Source organism: Lederbergia citrisecunda (genome assembly GCF_018343695.1).
Taxonomy (GTDB): domain Bacteria; phylum Bacillota; class Bacilli; order Bacillales; family Bacillaceae_C; genus Lederbergia; species Lederbergia citrisecunda.
In genome coordinates, this window is record NZ_JAGYPJ010000001.1 from 3,166,526 (window position 1) to 3,187,297 (window position 20,772).

General features: G+C 36.1%; 21 protein-coding genes. 7 read left to right on the forward strand and 14 right to left on the reverse strand.

Annotated features, from left to right (window positions below):
- Window positions 1–13: 13 nt before the first annotated feature.
- The 6 genes from htpG to KHA93_RS15505 form a co-directional block, all read right to left on the reverse strand.
- Window positions 14–1,894, reverse strand: a complete 1,881-nt coding sequence (htpG, locus tag KHA93_RS15480) for a molecular chaperone HtpG (RefSeq protein ID WP_213111560.1) — start codon at window positions 1,892–1,894, stop codon at window positions 14–16.
- Window positions 1,895–2,026: 132 nt separating this feature from the next.
- Entirely contained in the window at window positions 2,027–3,313 is a 1,287-nt protein-coding gene (locus KHA93_RS15485; protein ID WP_213111561.1) for an MFS transporter, read from the reverse strand.
- Between the two features lie 245 nt (window positions 3,314–3,558).
- The gene (locus KHA93_RS15490; protein ID WP_213111562.1) at window positions 3,559–4,293 is read right to left on the reverse strand and encodes a sulfite exporter TauE/SafE family protein; all 735 of its coding nucleotides are present in this window, start codon (window positions 4,291–4,293) and stop codon (window positions 3,559–3,561) included.
- A gap of 315 nt (window positions 4,294–4,608) precedes the next feature.
- Window positions 4,609–5,136 carry a hypoxanthine phosphoribosyltransferase gene (hpt, locus tag KHA93_RS15495; RefSeq protein WP_213111563.1) on the reverse strand — a complete coding sequence of 176 codons (528 nt, stop codon included), beginning with the start codon at window positions 5,134–5,136 and terminating at the stop codon, window positions 4,609–4,611.
- A gap of 30 nt (window positions 5,137–5,166) precedes the next feature.
- The gene (locus tag KHA93_RS15500; RefSeq protein ID WP_213111564.1) at window positions 5,167–6,192 is read right to left on the reverse strand and encodes an alpha/beta fold hydrolase; all 1,026 of its coding nucleotides are present in this window, start codon (window positions 6,190–6,192) and stop codon (window positions 5,167–5,169) included.
- A gap of 25 nt (window positions 6,193–6,217) precedes the next feature.
- Window positions 6,218–6,832: a TetR/AcrR family transcriptional regulator gene (locus KHA93_RS15505; RefSeq protein ID WP_213111565.1), complete on the reverse strand. Its 615-nt coding sequence runs from the start codon at window positions 6,830–6,832 to the stop codon at window positions 6,218–6,220.
- 122 nt (window positions 6,833–6,954) lie between these two features.
- Between KHA93_RS15505 and KHA93_RS15510 the strand changes: the two genes are divergently transcribed.
- Genes KHA93_RS15510 through KHA93_RS15520 form a run of 3 tightly spaced genes read left to right on the forward strand, consistent with a single transcriptional unit; the run spans window position 6,955 to window position 9,430 of the window.
- Window positions 6,955–7,212 carry a FeoA family protein gene (locus KHA93_RS15510; protein ID WP_349772305.1) on the forward strand — a complete coding sequence of 86 codons (258 nt, stop codon included), beginning with the start codon at window positions 6,955–6,957 and terminating at the stop codon, window positions 7,210–7,212.
- Entirely contained in the window at window positions 7,209–9,218 is a 2,010-nt protein-coding gene (feoB, locus tag KHA93_RS15515; protein WP_213112968.1) for a ferrous iron transport protein B, read from the forward strand. Before KHA93_RS15510 ends, feoB begins: the two co-directional genes overlap by 4 nt.
- Window positions 9,219–9,238: 20 nt before the next feature.
- On the forward strand, window positions 9,239–9,430 hold the full coding sequence (locus tag KHA93_RS15520; protein WP_213111566.1) for a FeoB-associated Cys-rich membrane protein: 192 nt from the start codon (window positions 9,239–9,241) through the stop codon (window positions 9,428–9,430).
- 63 nt (window positions 9,431–9,493) lie between these two features.
- Here the strand turns inward: KHA93_RS15520 and KHA93_RS15525 are convergent, their stop codons facing one another.
- Window positions 9,494–10,666, reverse strand: coding sequence for an MFS transporter (locus KHA93_RS15525; protein ID WP_213111567.1), 1,173 nt, complete (start codon window positions 10,664–10,666; stop codon window positions 9,494–9,496).
- A gap of 280 nt (window positions 10,667–10,946) precedes the next feature.
- On the opposite strand from KHA93_RS15525, the gene KHA93_RS15530 reads away from it, so the two are divergent.
- The 3 genes from KHA93_RS15530 (at window position 10,947) to KHA93_RS15540 (ending at window position 12,536) form a co-directional block, all read left to right on the forward strand.
- Window positions 10,947–11,582, forward strand: a complete 636-nt coding sequence (locus tag KHA93_RS15530; protein WP_213111568.1) for a hypothetical protein — start codon at window positions 10,947–10,949, stop codon at window positions 11,580–11,582.
- A gap of 128 nt (window positions 11,583–11,710) precedes the next feature.
- A complete protein-coding gene (locus KHA93_RS15535) occupies window positions 11,711–12,085 on the forward strand; it encodes a VOC family protein (RefSeq protein ID WP_213111569.1) in 375 nt (124 codons plus the stop codon).
- Window positions 12,078–12,536, forward strand: a complete 459-nt coding sequence (locus tag KHA93_RS15540) for a pentapeptide repeat-containing protein (RefSeq protein ID WP_213111570.1) — start codon at window positions 12,078–12,080, stop codon at window positions 12,534–12,536. Before KHA93_RS15535 ends, KHA93_RS15540 begins: the two co-directional genes overlap by 8 nt.
- 65 nt (window positions 12,537–12,601) lie before the next feature.
- Here KHA93_RS15540 and KHA93_RS15545 read toward each other — a convergent pair whose 3' ends face one another.
- From KHA93_RS15545 to KHA93_RS15555, 3 genes are all read right to left on the reverse strand, one after another.
- Window positions 12,602–13,270, reverse strand: a complete 669-nt coding sequence (locus tag KHA93_RS15545) for a YdeI/OmpD-associated family protein (protein WP_213111571.1) — start codon at window positions 13,268–13,270, stop codon at window positions 12,602–12,604.
- A gap of 58 nt (window positions 13,271–13,328) precedes the next feature.
- Entirely contained in the window at window positions 13,329–13,748 is a 420-nt protein-coding gene (locus tag KHA93_RS15550; protein WP_213111572.1) for a DUF1801 domain-containing protein, read from the reverse strand.
- A 113-nt stretch (window positions 13,749–13,861) separates the two neighbouring features.
- Window positions 13,862–14,167, reverse strand: coding sequence for a putative quinol monooxygenase (locus tag KHA93_RS15555; RefSeq protein ID WP_213111573.1), 306 nt, complete (start codon window positions 14,165–14,167; stop codon window positions 13,862–13,864).
- A gap of 239 nt (window positions 14,168–14,406) precedes the next feature.
- Here KHA93_RS15555 and KHA93_RS15560 point away from each other — a divergent pair, with 239 nt between their 5' ends.
- Window positions 14,407–16,005, forward strand: coding sequence for an FMN-binding glutamate synthase family protein (locus tag KHA93_RS15560; RefSeq protein WP_213111574.1), 1,599 nt, complete (start codon window positions 14,407–14,409; stop codon window positions 16,003–16,005).
- Window positions 16,006–16,073: 68 nt separating this feature from the next.
- On the opposite strand, the gene KHA93_RS15565 is transcribed toward KHA93_RS15560, so the two are convergent.
- From KHA93_RS15565 to KHA93_RS15580, 4 genes are all read right to left on the reverse strand, one after another.
- Complete coding sequence (locus KHA93_RS15565) at window positions 16,074–16,667, reverse strand: TetR/AcrR family transcriptional regulator (RefSeq protein ID WP_213111575.1); 594 nt, start codon at window positions 16,665–16,667, stop codon at window positions 16,074–16,076.
- An 86-nt stretch (window positions 16,668–16,753) separates the two neighbouring features.
- Complete coding sequence (locus KHA93_RS15570; RefSeq protein WP_213111576.1) at window positions 16,754–17,656, reverse strand: SDR family NAD(P)-dependent oxidoreductase; 903 nt, start codon at window positions 17,654–17,656, stop codon at window positions 16,754–16,756.
- 367 nt (window positions 17,657–18,023) lie between these two features.
- Window positions 18,024–20,024 carry a Na+/H+ antiporter gene (locus KHA93_RS15575; protein ID WP_349772306.1) on the reverse strand — a complete coding sequence of 667 codons (2,001 nt, stop codon included), beginning with the start codon at window positions 20,022–20,024 and terminating at the stop codon, window positions 18,024–18,026.
- A gap of 201 nt (window positions 20,025–20,225) precedes the next feature.
- On the reverse strand, window positions 20,226–20,765 hold the full coding sequence (locus KHA93_RS15580) for a phosphoribosyltransferase family protein (RefSeq protein ID WP_213111578.1): 540 nt from the start codon (window positions 20,763–20,765) through the stop codon (window positions 20,226–20,228).
- Window positions 20,766–20,772 lie beyond the last annotated feature (7 nt).

A 20,772-nucleotide genomic window follows, 5' to 3' on the forward strand; every position in this document is an offset into this window, starting at 1 on the left:
GCTCTATTAATATTTAAACCATTACTTTACAAATATCATTTGTAAATTCAACTGGATCTTTAATTGGCAAGCCTTCAATTAGTAGGGCTTGGTTGTACAATAGATTTGTATATAGTGATAATTTTTCTTTATCTTTTTCAAACGAATCCTTAAGGGATTGAAAAACCTCATGATGTGTATTGATTTCCAATACTTTTTCAGCCTGAATATTTTGGTTGTCAGGCATTGAATTTAAGATTTTTTCCATCTCAATTGTGACTTCGCCATCTGTCGAGAAACATACAGGATGCGATCTCAATCTTTTTGATGCTCTAACGTCCTTCACTTTATCTGCCAAAATATTTTTCATTTCAGTGAAGAGATCTTTATCAGCTTTTTCTTCTGTTTCCGACTTTTCCTCGTTATCAGAAGCATCAATTCCTAAATCGCTGCTTGATACTGATTTGAATTCTTTTTCTTTATAATTCATCAACATTTTGATGGCGAACTCATCAATATCCTCTGTAAAATACAGAATTTCATAACCCTTATCCGCTACTAACTCTGTTTGTGGCAGCTTTTCAATTCTTTCATTTGATTCACCCGAAGCATAATAAATATACTTTTGATCTTCAGGCATTCTCGCTACATATTCATCCAATGTGACAAGCTTCTTCTCTTTGGAGGAATAGAACATTACCAAATCCTGCAGTGTTTCCTTATTCATTCCAAAATCACTGTACATGCCATATTTAAGCTGTCTACCAAAGGATTCATAGAACGTTACATACTTGTCCCGATCATTTTTCAAGAGGTTTTGCAATTCGCTCTTAATCTTCTTATTAATATTATTGGCAATTCGCTTCAATTGACGGTCATGCTGTAAAATTTCCCTAGATATGTTTAGTGATAGATCAGGCGAATCAACCATTCCTTTAACAAAGCTGAAATGATCTGGGAGAAGGTCAGCACATTTATTCATAATCAATACGCCATTAGAATACAACTCTAACCCTTTCTCATATTCCTTTGAATAGTAGTCAAAAGGAGTTTTTTCAGGAATATAGAGAATGGCATTGTATCGAATGGCTCCGTCAACGCTCGTATGGATGTGGGCTAGCGGTTTGTCATAGCCATAATGCTTTTCCGAATAGAAATTCTCGTAGTCCTCATCTGTAAGTTCACCTTTGTTTTTTCTCCAAATCGGCACCATACTGTTAATGATTTGCTCTTCTTCAACCTCTTCGTACTCATTTTCAGTGCCTTCTTTTAACTTACTTTCTATAACATCCATTTTGATCGGATAACGAATGAAATCAGAGTATTTCTTGATAATGGATTTTAAACCATATTCCTCTAGATACTCATCGTACTGCTCTTCTTCCGTATTTTCTTTGATTTTTAAGGTGATTTCTGTACCTACCGTTTCTTTCTCAGTAGGCTCAATTGTATAACCATCTGCACCAGTTGAATGCCACTTGTATGCTTCATCGCTTCCTAAAGATTTACTAATTACTGTAACCTCGTCAGCCACCATAAAAGCGGAGTAAAATCCAACACCAAATTGACCAATAATGTCATGGCCATCCTTCAATTCGTTTTCAGTTTTAAAAGCAAGAGAACCACTCTTAGCAATAATTCCAAGATTTGCTTCCAGCTCGTCTTCCGTCATTCCGATTCCAGTATCAGACACAGTTAATGTTCTGTTTTCTTTATTCGGGGTCACTTTTATGTAGTAGCTATCTTTGTCAAAACTTAATGAGTCATCCGTTAATGCTCTGTAATAAATTTTATCAATGGCATCACTGGAATTGGAGATTAGCTCTCTAAGAAAAATCTCCTTTTGTGAATAGATGGAATTGATCATCATTTCCAATAGCCTTTTAGATTCTGCCTGGAATAACTTTTTTTCCATGAATATTTCTCCTTTCAATCAGTGAAAAATAAGTATTTAGTAGATATTTCTATTTTAGCACTCCGCATTAAAGAGTGCTAATCATTAATTTAATAACATACACGAAATTCGCTTGTCAATATTCATGTTTTACTATTCCACATGAGTAGGTTTCCTCTCTATTTTTACAAATAAAGTGATGAATATTGAAATTAACAATAATCCGAATGGAACAATACTGATTAAATAACGGAAAGTGGACTCTGGATCAGGTCCAGGATTCTCACCACTTTCATAGCCAAAGATAAGACCTACAACAAGAAATGCTAGAGCAGAAATTAACCCGCTAGAACGAGTAATGAACCCACTTACCGCCGTATAAACCCCTTCTCGTCTTTGACCAGTTTTATCGAAATCCATATCTATAATTAAACTATTAACGATCGGCGGTGTAACAAGAAAGCCCGCCATACCGAAGCCTACTAAAACACCTGCAATGATTCCGCTTATTAAATCCGATCCAAACCAAAGTGGAAGGACAGAAATTGCATAAGCGATCATAGACAATCTCCACCCTTTGACAGGATCCATTTTTCGAATAAGCCAAAACCACACTGCAACAAGAGGGATAATTGAAATAAACACGGAGGCAAGTAAAACAGCATTCTGAGCTTCTGGAATATTTAAAACGTATTTAGCATAGAAAGGAATCATCGAGCTGAGGAGGCCATTAACCGTTTGGGCGAATGAATTCGCCATATTCACAAGCCAGAATGGTTTATTTTTTAAAGTTTCACCAAACGACTCTTTCAAACTAAGCTTGGGACTGTTGACAGCATTTTCATTTTCTTTCACGTACAATAAAAAGAAAAGCATAAACATAGCAAACACAAAAGCATACACTATCGACATCTTGCTAAATCCCATCGCTGTAAACAAAATAGGAGTTAATGCTGTACCAATGAGGAGAGCGACAATTTGGAAACCTTGTTGGATCGCAGATGCTTTTGCACGAATCTTGTCTCCCTTGAACAATTCTGGAAACAAAGCTCCATAGTTAACCCAAATCACGGTAGCCACAGCTTCATATAATATAAGAGCAATTAGAAACCATGTGAATAGTCCCATCTCTGAGATATCTTTTGGCGGTGAGAAAATCATAATAAAGGTTAACATGAAAAGCGGAATCGCACCAAAAATCCATGGTCTCCTTCGCCCGTATTTTGTGTTCGTCCGATCGGACCAATAGCCAAACAACGGCTGGTTAACCGCATCCCAAATCATAAAAATGGTACGGGCTAATGTTGCTAATCCTATGCCAAGTCCCAATTTATCAACATAATAATAGCTATAAAACGAGCTAAACGCTTGACTTGGAATCATCATGGCAAGCATCCCGAATGCATACATTACTGGAGAGTTCACAAGATTTTTTTTCATAAAGCACCTCCAAAATTTAACTTATTTCTCTACTAGTATTCATAGATTCAGAAACACATGAATAAATGCTGAATTTTCAAATTTATTTTACAACAAATAACGCTAAGGAAACAGATTATTTTCCTTAGCGTCATTTGATTTATTGCTCTAGTTCCTGTTCTTTTCATTATGGGTAATTTGTATAAAGTTATTACCACAAAAATATTTTATGAAAAAATTACAATCCTCTAGAAAACAGCCTTTCATTAATATAAGCGATCCACCACCATTTGAATAATTAGCGCAACTGTCACAACTCGTAAAACTGGTTTTACATACCGAGGCTTTAACTTTTCGGCAATACGAACGCCTATCTGAGCTCCCGTAAGTGAACCTAATAGAAGACACACCGTTAATGGCCACATTATTTTTCCTGTCGCTATATAAGATATAGCTGCTCCAAAACAACTTGAAAACGTCGCAAGGCGAACTAGACCAACAGCTTGGATATAGGAAATCTTTAAATAACAAAATAAATAAAACATTAACGTTCCTTGTCCTGGACCAAAAAGGCCATCGTAAATTCCAATACCATAAAGGCCGGGTACACTAAATTTGTTCATTTTTAATCGGTTTTCTCCTGTAAAACTACCCTTCCCTTTAAATGAGGTAATAAATGCAAATATTAATAGGATGATAGCTATAATGTACATATGCTCACCGGATATTTTTGACGCAATATAGCCTCCACTTAATCCACCGCCAAGACTGACAGGAATAATCCAGAAGCATTCTTTTAAAGATATTTCTTTCTTTTTATACAAATGAAAAAAGCTTGAGAAGGAACTAATCGTATTCGATACTTTGTTAGCGCCAATTGCAGAATGGACAGGCATGCCCAAAATCAGCATAGCTGGAAAACTAATGAAACCTCCTCCACCTGCTAAAGTTCCGACAGTCGTTGCAAATATTCCAATTAAAAAAACCATTACATACTCCATAACAAAGCACCTCCCTTGATTCACCTTAAGAATAGTATGAATTTAATCATAAGTAAAATCGATAAAAATTATAAAATGACATAAGAAATACTTATGATAATATCATATAAAAAAAGCCAACTTATAAAAGTTGACTCTGATTGTAGACCTATTTATTTAGAAGTACATTCAGACTAGTTGAAAACGCTTGTCTTTCGAGGCATGAGGCCTTCTGGGGAGCGGAGTTGCCTTACTGGGCAATGAGTACCGCAAGAAGGCGAAAAACGAAGAAAGCAAGCGTTTGTCAACGGTCTGAGCCAACTCATAAAAGTTGACTTATACTTCTTTCACCGTTGCAATATAAGGTAAATTCCTATACTTTTCTGCGTAATCAATTCCGTATCCTACAATGAATTCATCAGGAATGACGAAACCAACATAGTCGACCGGCAAGTCAATTTTCCTTCTTTCGGGTTTATCTAATAGGGTGCATATTTTAATATGTTTCGGTTTATGCATCTTCAAGTGATCCCTTAAGAAATGAAGGGTCAAACCACTATCGATAATATCCTCTACTACAACAACGTTCTGATTTGTAATATTGGCATCTAAATCTTTTAATAGCCTAACTTTCCCTGTCGTTTCCGTTTGATCGCTGTAGCTGGAAACAGAGATGAAATCAACTTTAATATCTCCCTTCATCTCCCGGATTAAATCGGCTGCAAAAACGAAAGAGCCTTTCAATACAACAATCAAAAAGATAGATTCATGATTAAAATCCCTTTCTATTTCTTCCGCTAATTCCTTTACTCTCTGTTTTATCTCTATATCAGAAATCATGACATCATTTAATTCATAAGCCATTAGTTTTACCTACTTTCCAAAGCAAAGTCGTTAAGAACAAGTTTTCAGATGCGCAATCAATCTTTTTTCATTTTCCCTTGCGTCTTCTAAATGAAATGCATGGGAAGACTTATCTGACCAAAGCAGCTGTTTTCCTTCGGGAGCATCCAAATATTCATAATATCTCTGTATCAATTCTGGCATTACATGTTTTTCTTTGCCGCCGTGAATAAACAATACAGGCATCGGCAGTGAAGGTACTTCTTTAAAAAAGTCAAAAGTATTAATATCCTCCAACATCTTCTCTGAATAGGAGAGTTTGAAGCCACTAACTAGAGAGTGATAAATGTCTAACAAAGAATAATCTTTTGATCTCAACATTATTTTGAGCCCTGAAAAAAAGGTGGCAGATTTTTTATCCCCAGCATTGTAAAACATTGAGTTGTATTTGAATTGCCATTTTCGAATAATAGACCACTGTTGAAAGCCTTCTAGATATGGTGGAGCACCAACGGCAGTTAGTTCCCGTAACGCTTTTTTATCTTTCTTTTCATTTGCTGCTTCCATTAACCATTTATAACTAAGTTTATCATTTTCAACCCAGCTAGGAATTTGCGAAAAACCCGTGTAAGAATAGTATTTTTCCGGGTATAACGAAGCGAGCGACAAACCAATCACTGTTCCCCATGAATGAGCTACGAGATGGATTTTTTCTTTATTGAAACGCCTTCTTAAAAATTCTGTCACATCATGTCCATCGCGGATGAATTGTTTTAAATGCATTGTATCTTTCGGAATATCTTTGGAATACGACTTCCCCGTTCCTCTCTGATCCCAAAAAACAACTGTAAAATGCTTAATGAGCTCTTTTGTCGTTGTTACTAAAGCATAGTCATACCCCTTGCTCGCTACCCCGGGTATAGGCATGCTAGGACCACCATGGATAAATAGTAAAACGGGATTATCGGGATTCTCAGATTGAATTAATATACTTTGATTAATCCCACCAATCATAATTTTTTCGACACTGCTGATCCCAGGTTCTGAGATCTTAAAATCATCCTTGAATAATTTCATATAGCACCCCTAATTCCAGCATTATTTATTTTTTGATTTTATGAAAGAAAAATTCAACATGCTCTTGCAATAATTTTTCTAATTCTGCAGTATCTTGTTGTTCAAACTGTAAAATTAAATATTGAGTAATCATTGAAAAAACAGGATATTGATATTCAATAGCAAGTAAACGGGCTGGAAAATCCTGAATGTATCCTAAATCTTTGAACTTCGCAAATACGACTTCGAGGAATCTAATATTTTCTTCATACAAATCATTCAATATGATGAGTCGCGCTTGTGGATGGCTAAATTGCTCTGAGCTTACAATTCGCGATATTTTTGACATCCTCGGACTATCACAAATATAAGACTTGAACTTTTGTAAACCTTGCTGTAAAAACTGTTCTGGAGTTGTTTGTGTCAATATGTAATCAAGATCTTCAAATGGCGGACAAACTTTTTTAATCTCTTCTCGATATATTTCAAAAATGCAATCTAACAGTTCATCTTTGTTTTTAAAGTGATAATATAACGAACTTTCCTTAATCCCCACTTCTCTCGTAATGTCCCGTATTGAAACCGCACTGAAGCTAGATCTCGAAAATAAGTCGATTGCAGTATTTAAAATTTTGTCTTTTGTTGAAATAGAACCTACCATGTTTTTCCACTCCTATGACAAAAATTCTAACGAACGTTAGGTAGATTGTCAACATATTTTTCCTGTTTTTTTTTATTTACAAATGAATAATCTTCCCATAAAATTAATATTGTGAATTGAGAGTGATTATCATTTGCACTGAGGTGTATGAAATGATTCTATCTGACATACAGGTAGGAAAAAAAGTACGAATTAAAAATACTGACTTGGTGAACGAGCTTGTTCGTCGCCGTTTATTAGATCTTGGTATTATGGAAGGGTCGGTCCTTAAAATAAAGCGCATTTTACCTTTAGGCGGACCGATTACAATCGAAGCAAGAGGACAATTAATAGGAATTCGCCGGAGCGAAGCTAAAAAGATTCGGGTGGAAAGCGTATAAATAACATAGCATTATTTGGCAATCCCAATACTGGGAAAACGTCTCTATTTAATAAGCTGACAGGTTCATATGAATATGTGGGTAACTGGACCGGTGTTACCGTAGAAAAGAAAATTGGCATTTTAAAAAACAAGGATGGACACTTGGTCGATTTACCTGGCGTTTACTCTCTTAATCCTCTTTCGAAGGATGAAGGAGTTGCCACTAATTATCTTTTATATGATGATGTTTCTACGATTTTAAATATAGTGGATGCTTCCCAACTGGAGAGAAATTTATACTTAACGTTACAACTATTAGAATATGGAAAACCGCTTGCCATTGGGTTAAATATGATCGATGTGGCAAAGGCAAGAGGCATTGAAATAGATATCACTCTATTAGCTGAGCGGCTTTCTTGTAAGGTTGTTCCTATTGTCGCACGTTCTGGCGCTGGTTGTGATGAATTAGCTTTATCCCTTACGGTACCTGTAAAATCACAACAGCCACTTATGATCAATTATGGGAAAGTTTTGGAGGAATCGATTCAACACATTATATCTTTGCTTCCAAAGAATCAAGATCTCCCTCCAAAAAGATGGTTAGCGCTTCAATTTTTTGAAGGTAACAAGCTAGTTCGGGATCTTCTATTACAATATATCCCTGAAGATATTGTGAATGAAATATACGAAACTACAGAAAACCAAATTCAAGCTGAAACAACCGCAAAATCAATGGCTCAACATATACGAACCATTCGTGGAAACTATATTCAATCTCTATTATTATGTTGTGTTAACAATACAAAAAAAATAGAATATACGATGACGGACCGAATCGATCAGATCGTCACAAATAAAGTACTGGGACTCCCTATTTTTTTACTATTTACGTATCTTATGTTCAAACTGACTTTTGATTGGATCGGAACTCCGCTATCAGATGGATTAGATGCATTTATTACAGGTCCGCTAACAGATACGCTGAACAATATACTAATTACTGCAGGAGCAACTGAATTTATCAGAGCATTGATTTTACAAGGAATCATTGCTGGTGTCGGCGGGGTTCTCGTTTTCGTACCACAAATCTTTATGCTCTTTTTTATGATTTCATTCATTGAGGATTCTGGTTATATGGCCCGTGTTGCAATGGTAATGGATAAAGTAATGGAGAGCATTGGACTGAATGGGAAAGCGTTCATTCCTATGATTATCGGTTTTGGCTGCAATGTCCCCGGAATCATGGCAGCTAGAACGATTGAACAACCAAAAGAGCGGCTGCTTACGATAATATTAAATCCATTAATGTCTTGCTCAGCGCGGTTAACCGTTTATAGTTTATTTGTTGGAGCTTTTTTCAAACAAAACCAAGCTTTAGTAGTACTTTCACTATATTTATTAGGAATTATTCTTGCTTTAACATTGGCTAAAATCTTTTCTTCTACTATTTTAAAACAGGAAAGCTCATTTTTTGTGATAGAATTGCCACCTTACCGTATCCCGCAATTCAAAACACTGTTACAAAGTACGTGGGAAAAAGGAAAAGGATTTGTTCGTAAAGCGGGTACTTTTATTTTTGGTGGTTCTGTTATCATTTGGTTATTAACATATGCAGGACCAAGTGGTTTGAATGTATCGATGGATGAAAGCTTCCTTGCAATGATTGGTGGAGTGATTGCTCCGATTCTTCATCCGCTCGGATTCGGAAACTGGCAGGCGGGAGCAGCATTACTAACCGGATTTTTAGCAAAAGAAGTTGTCGTCTCGACGATGAATATCATTTACGTAGCACCAGACATGCACACGTTACAAGGCGTGATGGCCGACTATTTCACACCACTATCTGCCTATAGTTTTCTAGCTTTTATCTTGCTTTATGTACCTTGCTTAGCGACAGTCGCTGCAATAAAAAAAGAAACAGGTTCCGCTAAATGGACTTGGTTTTCAGTCATATATGCACTTATCATTGCTTATTTGGTATCAGTTATTATTTATCAAGTAGGTCATCTATTTGGTCTTCATTAATTTGAAAGAAGGGATATGAAATGTTTATCAGCATCCTTCTCGGCGCTCTTATTTTTGGTTATGCCATCTTTACGGTCTATCGATTTGTGAAAAGAAGCAAAATGGGAAAATGTGCAGGCTGTGAATTAAGTAAGAATTGTGCAGGTGCCTGTTCAACAAATTCTATGAACGATAAACCTATATCATTCTCTAATTTAAAAAGAGAAAGTTGATATAAGCATAAAAAAATCCAATTAACTAAGAAAAAACAGTTAATTGGATTTTTTTATATTCTATTAAGCCCCTGTTGCACTTTCTTGACTACTTGTAGGCAAGTGGTAGCTCCCTTTTTTAGGAAAAACGATGAAAAATAGAGTCCCCACGCATATAATACATCCCATCATCCAGAACAAAAATTGAGGACCTTGGTAATCTACGATTAGCCCGCCGATTACATTTCCTGCAATACCCGCAAGACCACCGGCAGCAGCAAACATCGTTTGAGCGGTTGCCTTCGCATCTCTTGGAGCCATTAAATTTACAATTTCAATGACCGAACTAAAGTAAAAAGCAAATGCCAATCCATCAAGAGCTTGCACAGACAATATAACCCCAACAGGAGGAGCGAATCCCATTACGATATACTTAATCGCATAAGCTAATGTTCCAAGAATGAGCATCGGAAACAATCCAATGCGCCGAATAAGCTTAGCGGATAGCCAGAACAATGGAATTTCAACTACTGCAGCAATGGTAAAATTCCAACCGACTAGATCGACTGGATAATTTAATTTTTGGAAATAAATTGGCAAATAACTGAAGTTCATCGTGACTGTTCCTGAAATCACCATCGTAATAACTAAGAAAAAAATAAAGTTCCTATTACGAAATAGTGCACCTACCCCCTCTTTTCCTAGAAGTTCAGCTTTTTTCGGCCGTTCCAATTTTGGAAAAGAAAACATGAGTAAGAACATAATGACGGCAAATATCGAGAATGCAATAAAACTATATTGATAGCCAATCGAATTGTATACATAACCAGCAATCACGGTGACGAATGCAAAACCAAGTGCTCCCCATAAACGAACCTGCCCATACGTGAACCCAAATGATGGACCTTTCTCAACTGCAATGGCATCCACTATTGTTCCAGCTGGTGTGTTAATAAAAGAAAAGACAATCGCTGTTATGATCATTGGGATAAACGATTCACTAAAAATATAACCGAACGCCGCGATAGCGGATAAAAAGGTGGAAACCTTCAACAGTGTCCGATAATCCTTCGCAGCATCGTTAATAAGTCCGAAAACCGGCTGCGCAATTATCCCCGTCAACGACCCTGCACCTAGAATAAGCCCAATCGAAGCACCATCGAAACCCCTTTCAGATAAAAACAAACTCATAAACGGCATAAAACTTCCCATGCCAAGATATAAAAACAAGTAAAACATAGATATTTTTAGCTTCATTGGACACCATCCATTCCAAAATCAGTCCGATTCCATTCGCTTCTTAATTAATAATGCGAGTTCTGACTCCATTTTTATATAAAATAATTTTCATAATCTTTTATTTTAAAAATCTATGTGAAATTTTACAAAAATAAAGGATTTTCTTTTAACTATACAGAAAAAAGATTTATATGGATTAAAAACATATAAATACCTAGTCATTATAGCCTCACCTATGACCATTTTACCACTTTTATTATCTGCTAAATTGCAAGAATTTGTTAAGGAGGAGGTTTACATGCCCAAACTTGAAGCTAAAGCTCTTAAGACGCATGATCACCGAAAAATCTACCGAGATATTTATCAGCTAAAGCCTGACAAAACAGTTATACAATTACTACCGGAACTAAAATACATATCTCAAAGGATGGTTACATCTTATCATATGAATTGGTATGGGAGACCTGAGCCGAAAGATGAAAAATGGATTGCTTGGAAAGTAGTCAACCAAATCAAAACAATAACTAGAAAAGAACAGGAATACAAATTTAAGTTAATGCCCCCAGAAATTGTTTGGCATAGAGCAGCTGAAAACGATAAATGGGTCGTTGACCAAATGATGCTTGTAGCCGACTGTGTAACAGATGAAATGTTTAATAGATCGATGGAGCGAGTCAAAAAGAATTTACGCGTAGAGGAGCTTCCTTCTATCACGTTTAAGAAAAATGGACCTACTTTATGTGCACAAAGACTCCATGTCGGCCATTACCAACATACAGAGGAAACACTTCAAATAATAAAAGAAGAGATAGAGGCGGAAGGATATCAAGTAAAAGGAGCCCATCGAGAAATCTATTTATATCCAGCCATGGACTGTTATCCACCCGAAAAGTGCAAAACGGTTGTAAGTGTGGAAATTGAGAAAAAGGAATGAGCTACCCTCACTTCTATGAAAAAAGTTGTCAACAGCATTACTGAGTTATCGTGCATCAGCATTCCCATTCGAAAAAATGATAAGAATCTATGATTTCTTATCATGTACTTCGGAAAGGACGAGGTAAATTGATTGAAAATATTTTATATAATACAGTACCTGTAAAAGACATACCAAAATCTATTAAGTGGTATACCGATGTTTTAGGTTTCCAATTTATCTGGCACAGTGAAGAAGAAAAGCTCGCTCAAGTAAACTTGCCGTCCGGACAAATGCTGTTTCTATCTGAGACAAACGATCATACAAATGCTAACTTCACAAAAAATGGTGTGCCTAAAAGTGTTGTGGGCTTTCAAGCTAAACAGATTGAACAACTTTATGAACACCTGAAAGTCCACGGTGTTCAAGTCGAGGAAATTGTTCATGATGAGATAGGCGGATATAAGTTTTTAGATTTCTTTGATCCCGATGGAAACATGTTAAATGTTGAATGTGATGCTTGAAATCAAAGGAAAAGGAATGAATATAATGAATCTACAAAATCAAAAACAAGAATTGAATATGGCTGATATTTCTACTTCTACTTTTACTTGCGTGCTTGGTCATAAACTTTATTTCGAAAATGTTGATTTATCTGATACAAAAATAGTAAATGCCAATTTAAGTCGATTAGTCATTAATGATGCAAACTTAAGTGACCTGGAGATTGATGGTGCTCAGCTTGGTGGAGCTTATATTCATAATATAGGGCTACCGCCTGAGGGCCATCCGAATTATGAACCTAACGCCAAACAAAGACCGCTTAAGTTTGAGAACTGCAACCTAAATGACAGCACGATTACCGATTGTAACTTAGAAAACGTAGAGATTAACATGTGTAATATTAAAGGAATGAAAATTAATGGGGTTAGTGTTGAGGAAATGTTAAAAGTGTATTCTGAATCGAAAGTTTAATGGTTGAAAGCCATTGGGTTGAAGTTAAATCACCCAATGGCTTCTTTGATGGAAAGGATATTCAGTTATTGGTCCCTTCGATATAAATCCCTACTCTTGTACCCTGCAGCAAGAATCGTTTTCATTTCTTCCCGTCGTTTGTTTCTCGTGGCTTCTTGTTTTGCACTATACACATGACGGGCCCAATCTTTTTGATAACCTGGAGTAAGAGACTGATAAAAAGCTAGTAAATCCGGAGTATCTTGTAATTCTTTTTCTACAGCCGGAATCATTTCGATATAATCATCGACACATTGACTTGCTTTTGTAGATGTTTTATTTTTGCTTTTGCCATCCTCTTTCAGACCAACAACTGTAAAAACATCGTCTAAGCCTACCATTCGAGCAAATTTTATGTTGCTTGTTCCAACATAACCATTATCGTCTACGCCAATACTAGAAAATATTTCGTCTCTATGAATAAAAGTTGGATATACTTTATTCCCTTTTTTAGGGTAGGCCAAAAAGATATAGCCATTTTTGTTTAAAAAATTCTTCTCGATCACTTCGAAGATGAGCCCTTTAAATGATTCCATATCGAGCACGAATGCGAAGATAAGATCATACTTACTATTCTTGAGATCAGTATCGTAATGGGCTAGCTCCGATAAATAATCTGTGCCTTCTGGTACATTTAATACTGCTACTTTTCCATACTTATTCAAATTTAGTTTTTCAACAATCGTTTTTGTCATCGTCTTCCACCTGTTAGCTTTTTTATTATCCCTTGTATAATTTCCAATTGAATTTTAACTAAAATGTAACATCAATCCACTTATTTATCACTTCTACAAATTTGTCTTTCTTTTCTTTCACATCATTCATATCTGTAAATTTTACGATCGCCCTGTCATTGGAGACCCATTCCAATAACCCTGTCGTATCATCAAACAAAGATCTTTCCACGTTGGTTTCTCTCACTTTAGAGCCGCAATGAAAAACCAACCTAAAAAAACCTTCCCCATGAAGATTAAAGGTCACCCTATCTTCATTTTTATATTGGAAACTTGGGGCATTCCATTTTATATGTTCAGTAATTTCTTCATTTGCACTTAAAATGATTTTTCGAACTTCCTCTATTTCTTCTTTTAATGGATGCTTCAGTTTTGACAAATATTCAGCTACTTGCACAGGACCAGAGTCAGAGTTTCTATTATTTTTCTTATTAGTCATAACAGTTCATCACCCTTTTAGAAACATTAAGCTTCCTCTTGAATAGTTAAGTTGAGCAAAAATCCCTAGATGAAAAACAATCACTAGTTATAAACACGATTATTTTATAAAGTTTAAAGCCCTTTTCCACCTTTTGGTGAAAGTGTGACGATTCTCTCCATTCCCGCGATGATTGGTTTTGCTTTTTGAATTAATGTTTGAGCTGCTTCTAGCGATAAAGATGCTTGATGTGCACTTTCATCACTCCAAACCTCATAAACAAACACTGAATTAGGATCTTCAGGGGAAATATTCACAAGATAGATTTCACAGTCTTCTAAATTCCGCATTGAATCTGCAGCCTCTAGTAATATATTTACTAATGTCTCTTGTTCGCCTTCTTTTGCCACTAATTTATTAAACAATGCATATTTACCCACTAAAAATGCCTCCTCATTTTCACTTTCATCGCTTTCCTTACAAGTAATAAAAATTTCTTACGTTTACATTCTTCTATTTCACATAACATATCTTTTATTCTAGGGAATTTCGTGAAACTCCTTCTTTACCCCACTTACATAATCTTCATAAAACAAGAATATGTTTAATAACTGTATAAATCCATTTAAGTACGATGATATTAATGTTAGGTAATTTTAGCCATTATGAGGTGGATGACATGAATTTTTTCGCAAGTGTATTAATTATTATCGGTTTTTTGTTTATAGGAGTTGTTTTGATCGGACTGATTGTCTCCATTTTATTTTTATTAGTGTTCGACAAAAAACAGAAAATGCATTCCATTTTAAGAAATTATCCTTTTCTCGGTAGAGTCCGTTATTTCTTTGAAAAAGTTGGTCCAGAGTTTCGTCAATATTGGTTCAACAGTGATACGGAAGGAAGACCGTTTTCAAGGGACGATTATGAACATATCGTTAAAAGTGCAAAGTATAAACGCGATGTAGTCGGATTTGGTTCGAAACGTGATTTCGAAGAAGAAGGTTATTACGTTCGAAATGATATGTTCCCAAAACTAAATGAAGAAATGAAGATGGACGATAACACACTTGCCTTAACAAAAAGATATATATTAGTTAAAGACCCTCTCTTTACCCAAAGAGAGGAAAAATGGGAAGAAAATGACTCGTCCGCTTATTTATTACATGATGATGATGCAGTTGTCATTGGTCCAAATACAAAGCATCCCTTCGTATTAAAAGGGCTTATTGGCATGTCCGCTATGAGTTACGGTGCATTGGGCAAAAACGCCATAACCGCATTATCAAAAGGATTGGCCATTGCTAAAGGTACATGGATGAATACAGGTGAAGGTGGTTTATCCCCTTACCATTTAGAAGGCGGAGTAGATATTATTATGCAAATTGGACCTGCCTTATTTGGAATTCGTGATGAAAATGGAGATGTAGATTGGGATGAATTAAAAAGAAAAAGTGAAATTCCACAATTAAAAGCTTTTGAAATCAAATTAGCTCAAGGTGCCAAAACGCGAGGTGGCCATATTGATGCAGAAAAAGTGAATCCTGAAATTGCTGAAATTCGTAAAGTAGTCCCCTATAAATCTATAGATAGTCCGAACCGTTTTCACCAATTTGATAATGTAAAATCAATGTGCGACTTTATTGAGAGGATTCGTTCTCATACAGGAAAGCCAGTTGGAATAAAGATTGTTATCGGTAGTAACGATAGCGCTGAAGAACTAGCGAAGTATATAAAGGAGACTGGTAAAGGACCCGATTTCATTACAGTTGATGGTGGCGAAGGTGGTACTGGTGCCTCTTACCAAGAGCTAATTGATAGCGTAGGATTGCCTCTTAAATCTGCCCTTTCCATTCTTGTATGCACACTTAACAAATATGGAGTTCGAGATCGCGTGAAAATCATCGCTTCAGGGAAACTGTTTACACCGGATCGAATTGCAGTTGCTTTAGCGATGGGAGCAGACTTGATTAACATTGCACGTGGTTTTATGATTACTGTTGGCTGCATTCAAACATTAAAATGCATGTCCAATACTTGTCCCGTCGGAGTTGCTACGACAGATTCTGATTTACAAAAAGCGCTCGTAATCGATGAAAAGAAGTATCGAGTGGCGAACTATTTAATTACTTTACGAAAAGGTTTATTCCGTATTGCTGCAGCCGCCGGATTAGATTCACCCGTTCACTTTTCCCCTAGAAATGTTATGTATAAAGATGATAAGGGGATTGTTTATTCTTTAGAGAGCATTCTTAAAGACATTCAAAAGCAAATCGGGTAAGTTATATGAAAAACAAAGTGGGTGACAAAAAGTGAATGTTCTTTTTGTCACCCCTTAAAACAAGCTTTTCATTTCATTATAACCTTCATTAATAAATCAACCTCGTGAATCCAATAATTATCATCTGCTTGCACTTCTTGTAACATTAATCCCGTGATAATGGAAAAATAGCAAAACAGTAGCTTATAAGGATCACCCTCGCAAAATTGTCCCATTTCTTGGCCATCTATAAATAATGGAATTAGTAGTTGAATTGGATTTTCTTTAGAGAATTGTTCGAGTAATTGTTTCGCCTTCTCTGGAACTTCATCCGACCCTGCAGCCTGCTGAATGAGCATGAAAAAATACTTATTACTACCATCAAGCATACTTTTTGTTAATCTTCTCATTTTTTCTAAAGGCGTTCCTGGCAAGTGATTAACTTGTTCCATTGAAGCTTTTGCTTCCTCTAGGGCATCTTGAATTAACGTAATAAATAGTTCTTCTTTTGATTTAAAATAACGATACGATAAGCCTTGACTAATGCCTGCTTCAGCGGCTATCATACTCATCTTCGTTCCAATGATTCCACGATGTGCAAATACTTTTAATGCTGCTTTTTTTATTTGGTCAATTCGTTGTATGTGTAGTTGATCTAACTGTTGCTCGTTTAATGGTGCCATTAGATGACGCCCCTCCATATTTGTATTTCAGCAAGGTCAAAAATATATTTTATCTTCTTAGAAATAGATTACTAATTATCCTAACCTTATATCAACGTTTGTGCTTCACTGATCTCCCACAACCGCTTTGCAATATTTCGATCATTTGTGATTTCAATTGGGCTTTCTATTTTTTTATCCACATAATAAAGACCCGTTTGATGGCTGACTTCTTCTGCCTCAGCTAACCATACCATCGTTTCTGCCCCCTTTTCAGGGCTACGGGAAAACAACTTCATAATCGCCATCGTCAAGCGTGCCAACTTGCCATTATGTTGGTTGAAGTTCGTGTTAACTAATCCTGGGTCAAAGCAATAAGCTGTCACCCCTGTGCCTTTTAGCTGTTGACCGAGCTCGGATGTAAAAAATATATTCGCAAGCTTTGTCTGTCCATAGCGAAGAGTAGGGCCACCCATTAACTTTTTCATCGGTTTGTAAAGTTGTTCTGCCCGTAAATCATTAAAGTCTATCCCCTTTCTAGCCATTTTGTGCCCGTGTGAAGAGGTCGTAATAATTCGAGCTGGGGCACTTTCCTTTAATCGTTCCAGAAGAAGTGTTGTAAGAAGGAACGGTCCCAAATGATTTACTGCCCAAGTCATTTCATAACCTTCAGCCGTAATTTGATGATTCTGGAACAAAGCGCCAGCGTTGTTAATTAAGACATCCACTTTTGGACACCTAGATAAAATCTCCGAAGCCACCTTGCGGATCGATTGTTGCGAAGACATATCTGCGATGAACACATCGATCACTATAATTTCATTCGTTGACGCTTTAATTTGATTTACGACTTCATTAGCCTTGGTTTCGTTTCGAGCAATAATTCCAAGGTTTGCACCTCGACTTGCCAAAATCTTTGCAGCCGCAAGACCAATACCGCTTGTTGCACCTGTTATGACCACATATTTGCCTCGTATATTCCATTTAGAAACTGTGAATTCTTTACCCATTTAATCTCAGCTCCCTTTTTTATTAATAAATGAATGAATCATTCATTCAATGATTAATCAGATTATATCTCCTTTATTTTTAAATGTCTACAATTTTTTAAGGAATTTTTTAAAAATGAACACCTAAAAAAAACAGCCCATAAAAATGGCTGTTCCATCCTATTATTATATTTCAAATCTAATTTTAGAAATTCTTCGTTTCTTACTGATCTTATAAAGCAATACCCCATATATCGCAAACATGACACACAGGATTAAACCAACTAATAGAACTGTTGTGGAAAAGCTTGATTGATGAACTCCGTTTTCACCGGTCGAGTAATATTCAACATGACAATAAGCGATCTACTTTTCTCGGTTCACTCACTTATTCAATACGATCGTTCAAAGTAACACTTTCAATATAATTAATAAATCTTCTTAATTCTCTTGCTTGTTCCCTATTGATTTCTCCTGCCTGATACATCTCATGAATCTTTGAACGCTCTACATCCATCACTTTAATACGAAGTTCATCTTTTTGTTCTTCTATTTTTTCATTATAACGGACAGATGGCTTTTTTAATCGCTCGATCAATCTTTTATAATCAAGAATGACCTCATAAACCATATCATTTTTTTCAAAGCGTTTTGAGGTTTCTTCTAACGTTTCAATCGCTGCTTGTAATGCTTTTATTTGGATTTGCTTCCCTAAACGTAGTTTGGCATTATTGTTTTTTCTAATATGTAATCTAAAGTGTTTTAAGCCTCTAAAAGCTAATCCGATAAGATACATAAATCTTGACCGTATATTGTTTGAAAGAACTTCCTCCCGATGGTTTAGCGATTTTTCAAAGGCTTTAAAGACGTCTTCGTCCATACCCTTTTTATCAATTAATTCTTGAATATATTTTCTCTCAGCTTTTAAACCGATTAATCGTATTTCAGCCATTTTTTGTTGTTCTTCAGCCGTATCTTCATCTTTCCTTCGTTTCGGGTGGATCTGTTGTAATTTCATTTTATATTCGTTCATCAGCTCATATGCAGCCGTTTTATTTTCTTCATCTATCTCCATTCCAATTGTTTGAATCGCCGCAAGCAAAATCTTCCTTTTTGCTTTTATTACATCCATTTCGGACGTTACTGTAGGAGCGTTTTTACTTAAAAGTGGCAGGAATACTGTTGCAGATACTAACGTAAAAAGAATAACACCTGCAGCCAAAAACAGAATTAATGATCGTTCAGGAAATGCATTTCCATTCATGATAAGGTACGGGATCGAAAGAACTCCTGCCATTGTAACTGCGCCCCGAACTCCTGTTAAACTGATGAATAAACCCGTCTTTAAACTCGGTTTGATGGACTCGTTTAATTTATTGTATCGATAAGCTGAATATGAAAAAATATACGACCAAATAAAACGGATACTTAATATAACAAAGCCAATCATAATAACGTATAAAACAGCTAAACCATTCCCGATATCGGGATTTTCCACTGTAGCCGCCATAGAGGAAGGGATATTTAAGCCTAATAAAAGAAAAACAATACCGTTTAAAATAAATAGTACAATCGTCCAAATATTTTCTGTGAGTACTTGCTCATCGGCGTTCAACGTTTCCGTACGTTCTCTAATAAGCGTATGTACAATTCCCGCCATTACAACAGCAATTACTCCAGAAGCATGGAAAAACTCCTCCGCAATCACATATATAAGAAACGGAGCTATAATTTGTAACAACGAATGGAAAGTCACATCTTGGATTCCTTGTTTCCGAAGCGTGAAACGGACCCACATGATGAGAAGACTAAGAATAACCCCCAATATAGCCCCAGCTAAAAACATATATACAAAGTCAACAGTGGCTTTTGATAATGAAAAATAACCTGTCACGACAGCCGCTACTGCATAATTGAATGCAACTAGGCCAGACGCATCATTGATTAATGATTCACCTCTCACTAAATTCAATACTCTTTCCGGAATATGTATTCGTTTCGAAATTCCATTCACGGCTACGGGATCGGTAGGTGATAAAATAGCGGCTAAAGCAAAAGCGGCTGGTAGCGGGATACTCGGTATCATCCAATGAATAAAAAAACCACCGACCATTGTTGTTAGAAGAACTAGAACAATGGCGTTTCCAAAAATAGGCGCTCTCATCTTCCATAATTCCTTACGAGGATAATGTCTCCCATCGTTATATAATAGCGGAGCTACGAATAACAATAAAAACCATTCTGTTTCAATAGTGAATGAAGTGTCTTTAATGAAAAAAGCGAGGACGATTCCAAGTGCTATTTGGGTTAATGCTGTAGGAATAAATGGTATATAGTGACTTATGACATTTGAAATTAATAGACAAACCAACAATAATATTACAGCCATCAATAACTCCATATAGCCAATTCCCTTCTAATGGACTACTTTACTTTGGTATACCATTATCATTACTCCAATATCGACCATTTACTTAAATTTTATATAAAAAAGTCTGTATGGAAAAGTATTTAATCCATACAGACAAACAGAAAAGAACACAAAGCCCCTCCCTTTTTATTCAGGAAGAGGCTTAATCTTTATCTATAATTACTTTTCAAAAAGCGGCAGATATTCCAAATAAAAAATATCCTCTCTATCTTTTGCGTCACCTTCAGCAAGGATAGCGGCTTTAGCGGCAACAATGGCACCTGCTTCTTTGACCAATTCTTCAAGTACTCTAAGCGATTCGCCTGTACTAATCACATCATCGACCAAAGCTACACGTTTTCCTTTAATAAACTCAGCATCCGCTCCATCCAGGCATAGCAGCTGCTCTTTTTGAGTCGTAATGGATGTGACTTTATTAAGTAGAGGTGCATCCATATAAGGCTTTACGTTTTTTCTTGCTACGACATAACGAGACATTCCGAGCTGCTTTGAAAGCTCATACACGAAAGGAATCCCCTTTGCTTCTGCGGTAACAAGAACGTCGACCTCTGGTAATTTTTTTGCCAATAACGGAGCTGATTTACTAACAATTTCAGTGTCACCGAGAATGACAAAGCTCGCTATGCTCAATGTATCCGAAATAGGGATAATCGGTAATTCCCGTGTCACTTCTCCAATTTGCAAAGTATATGTTTTCATTTAGAAC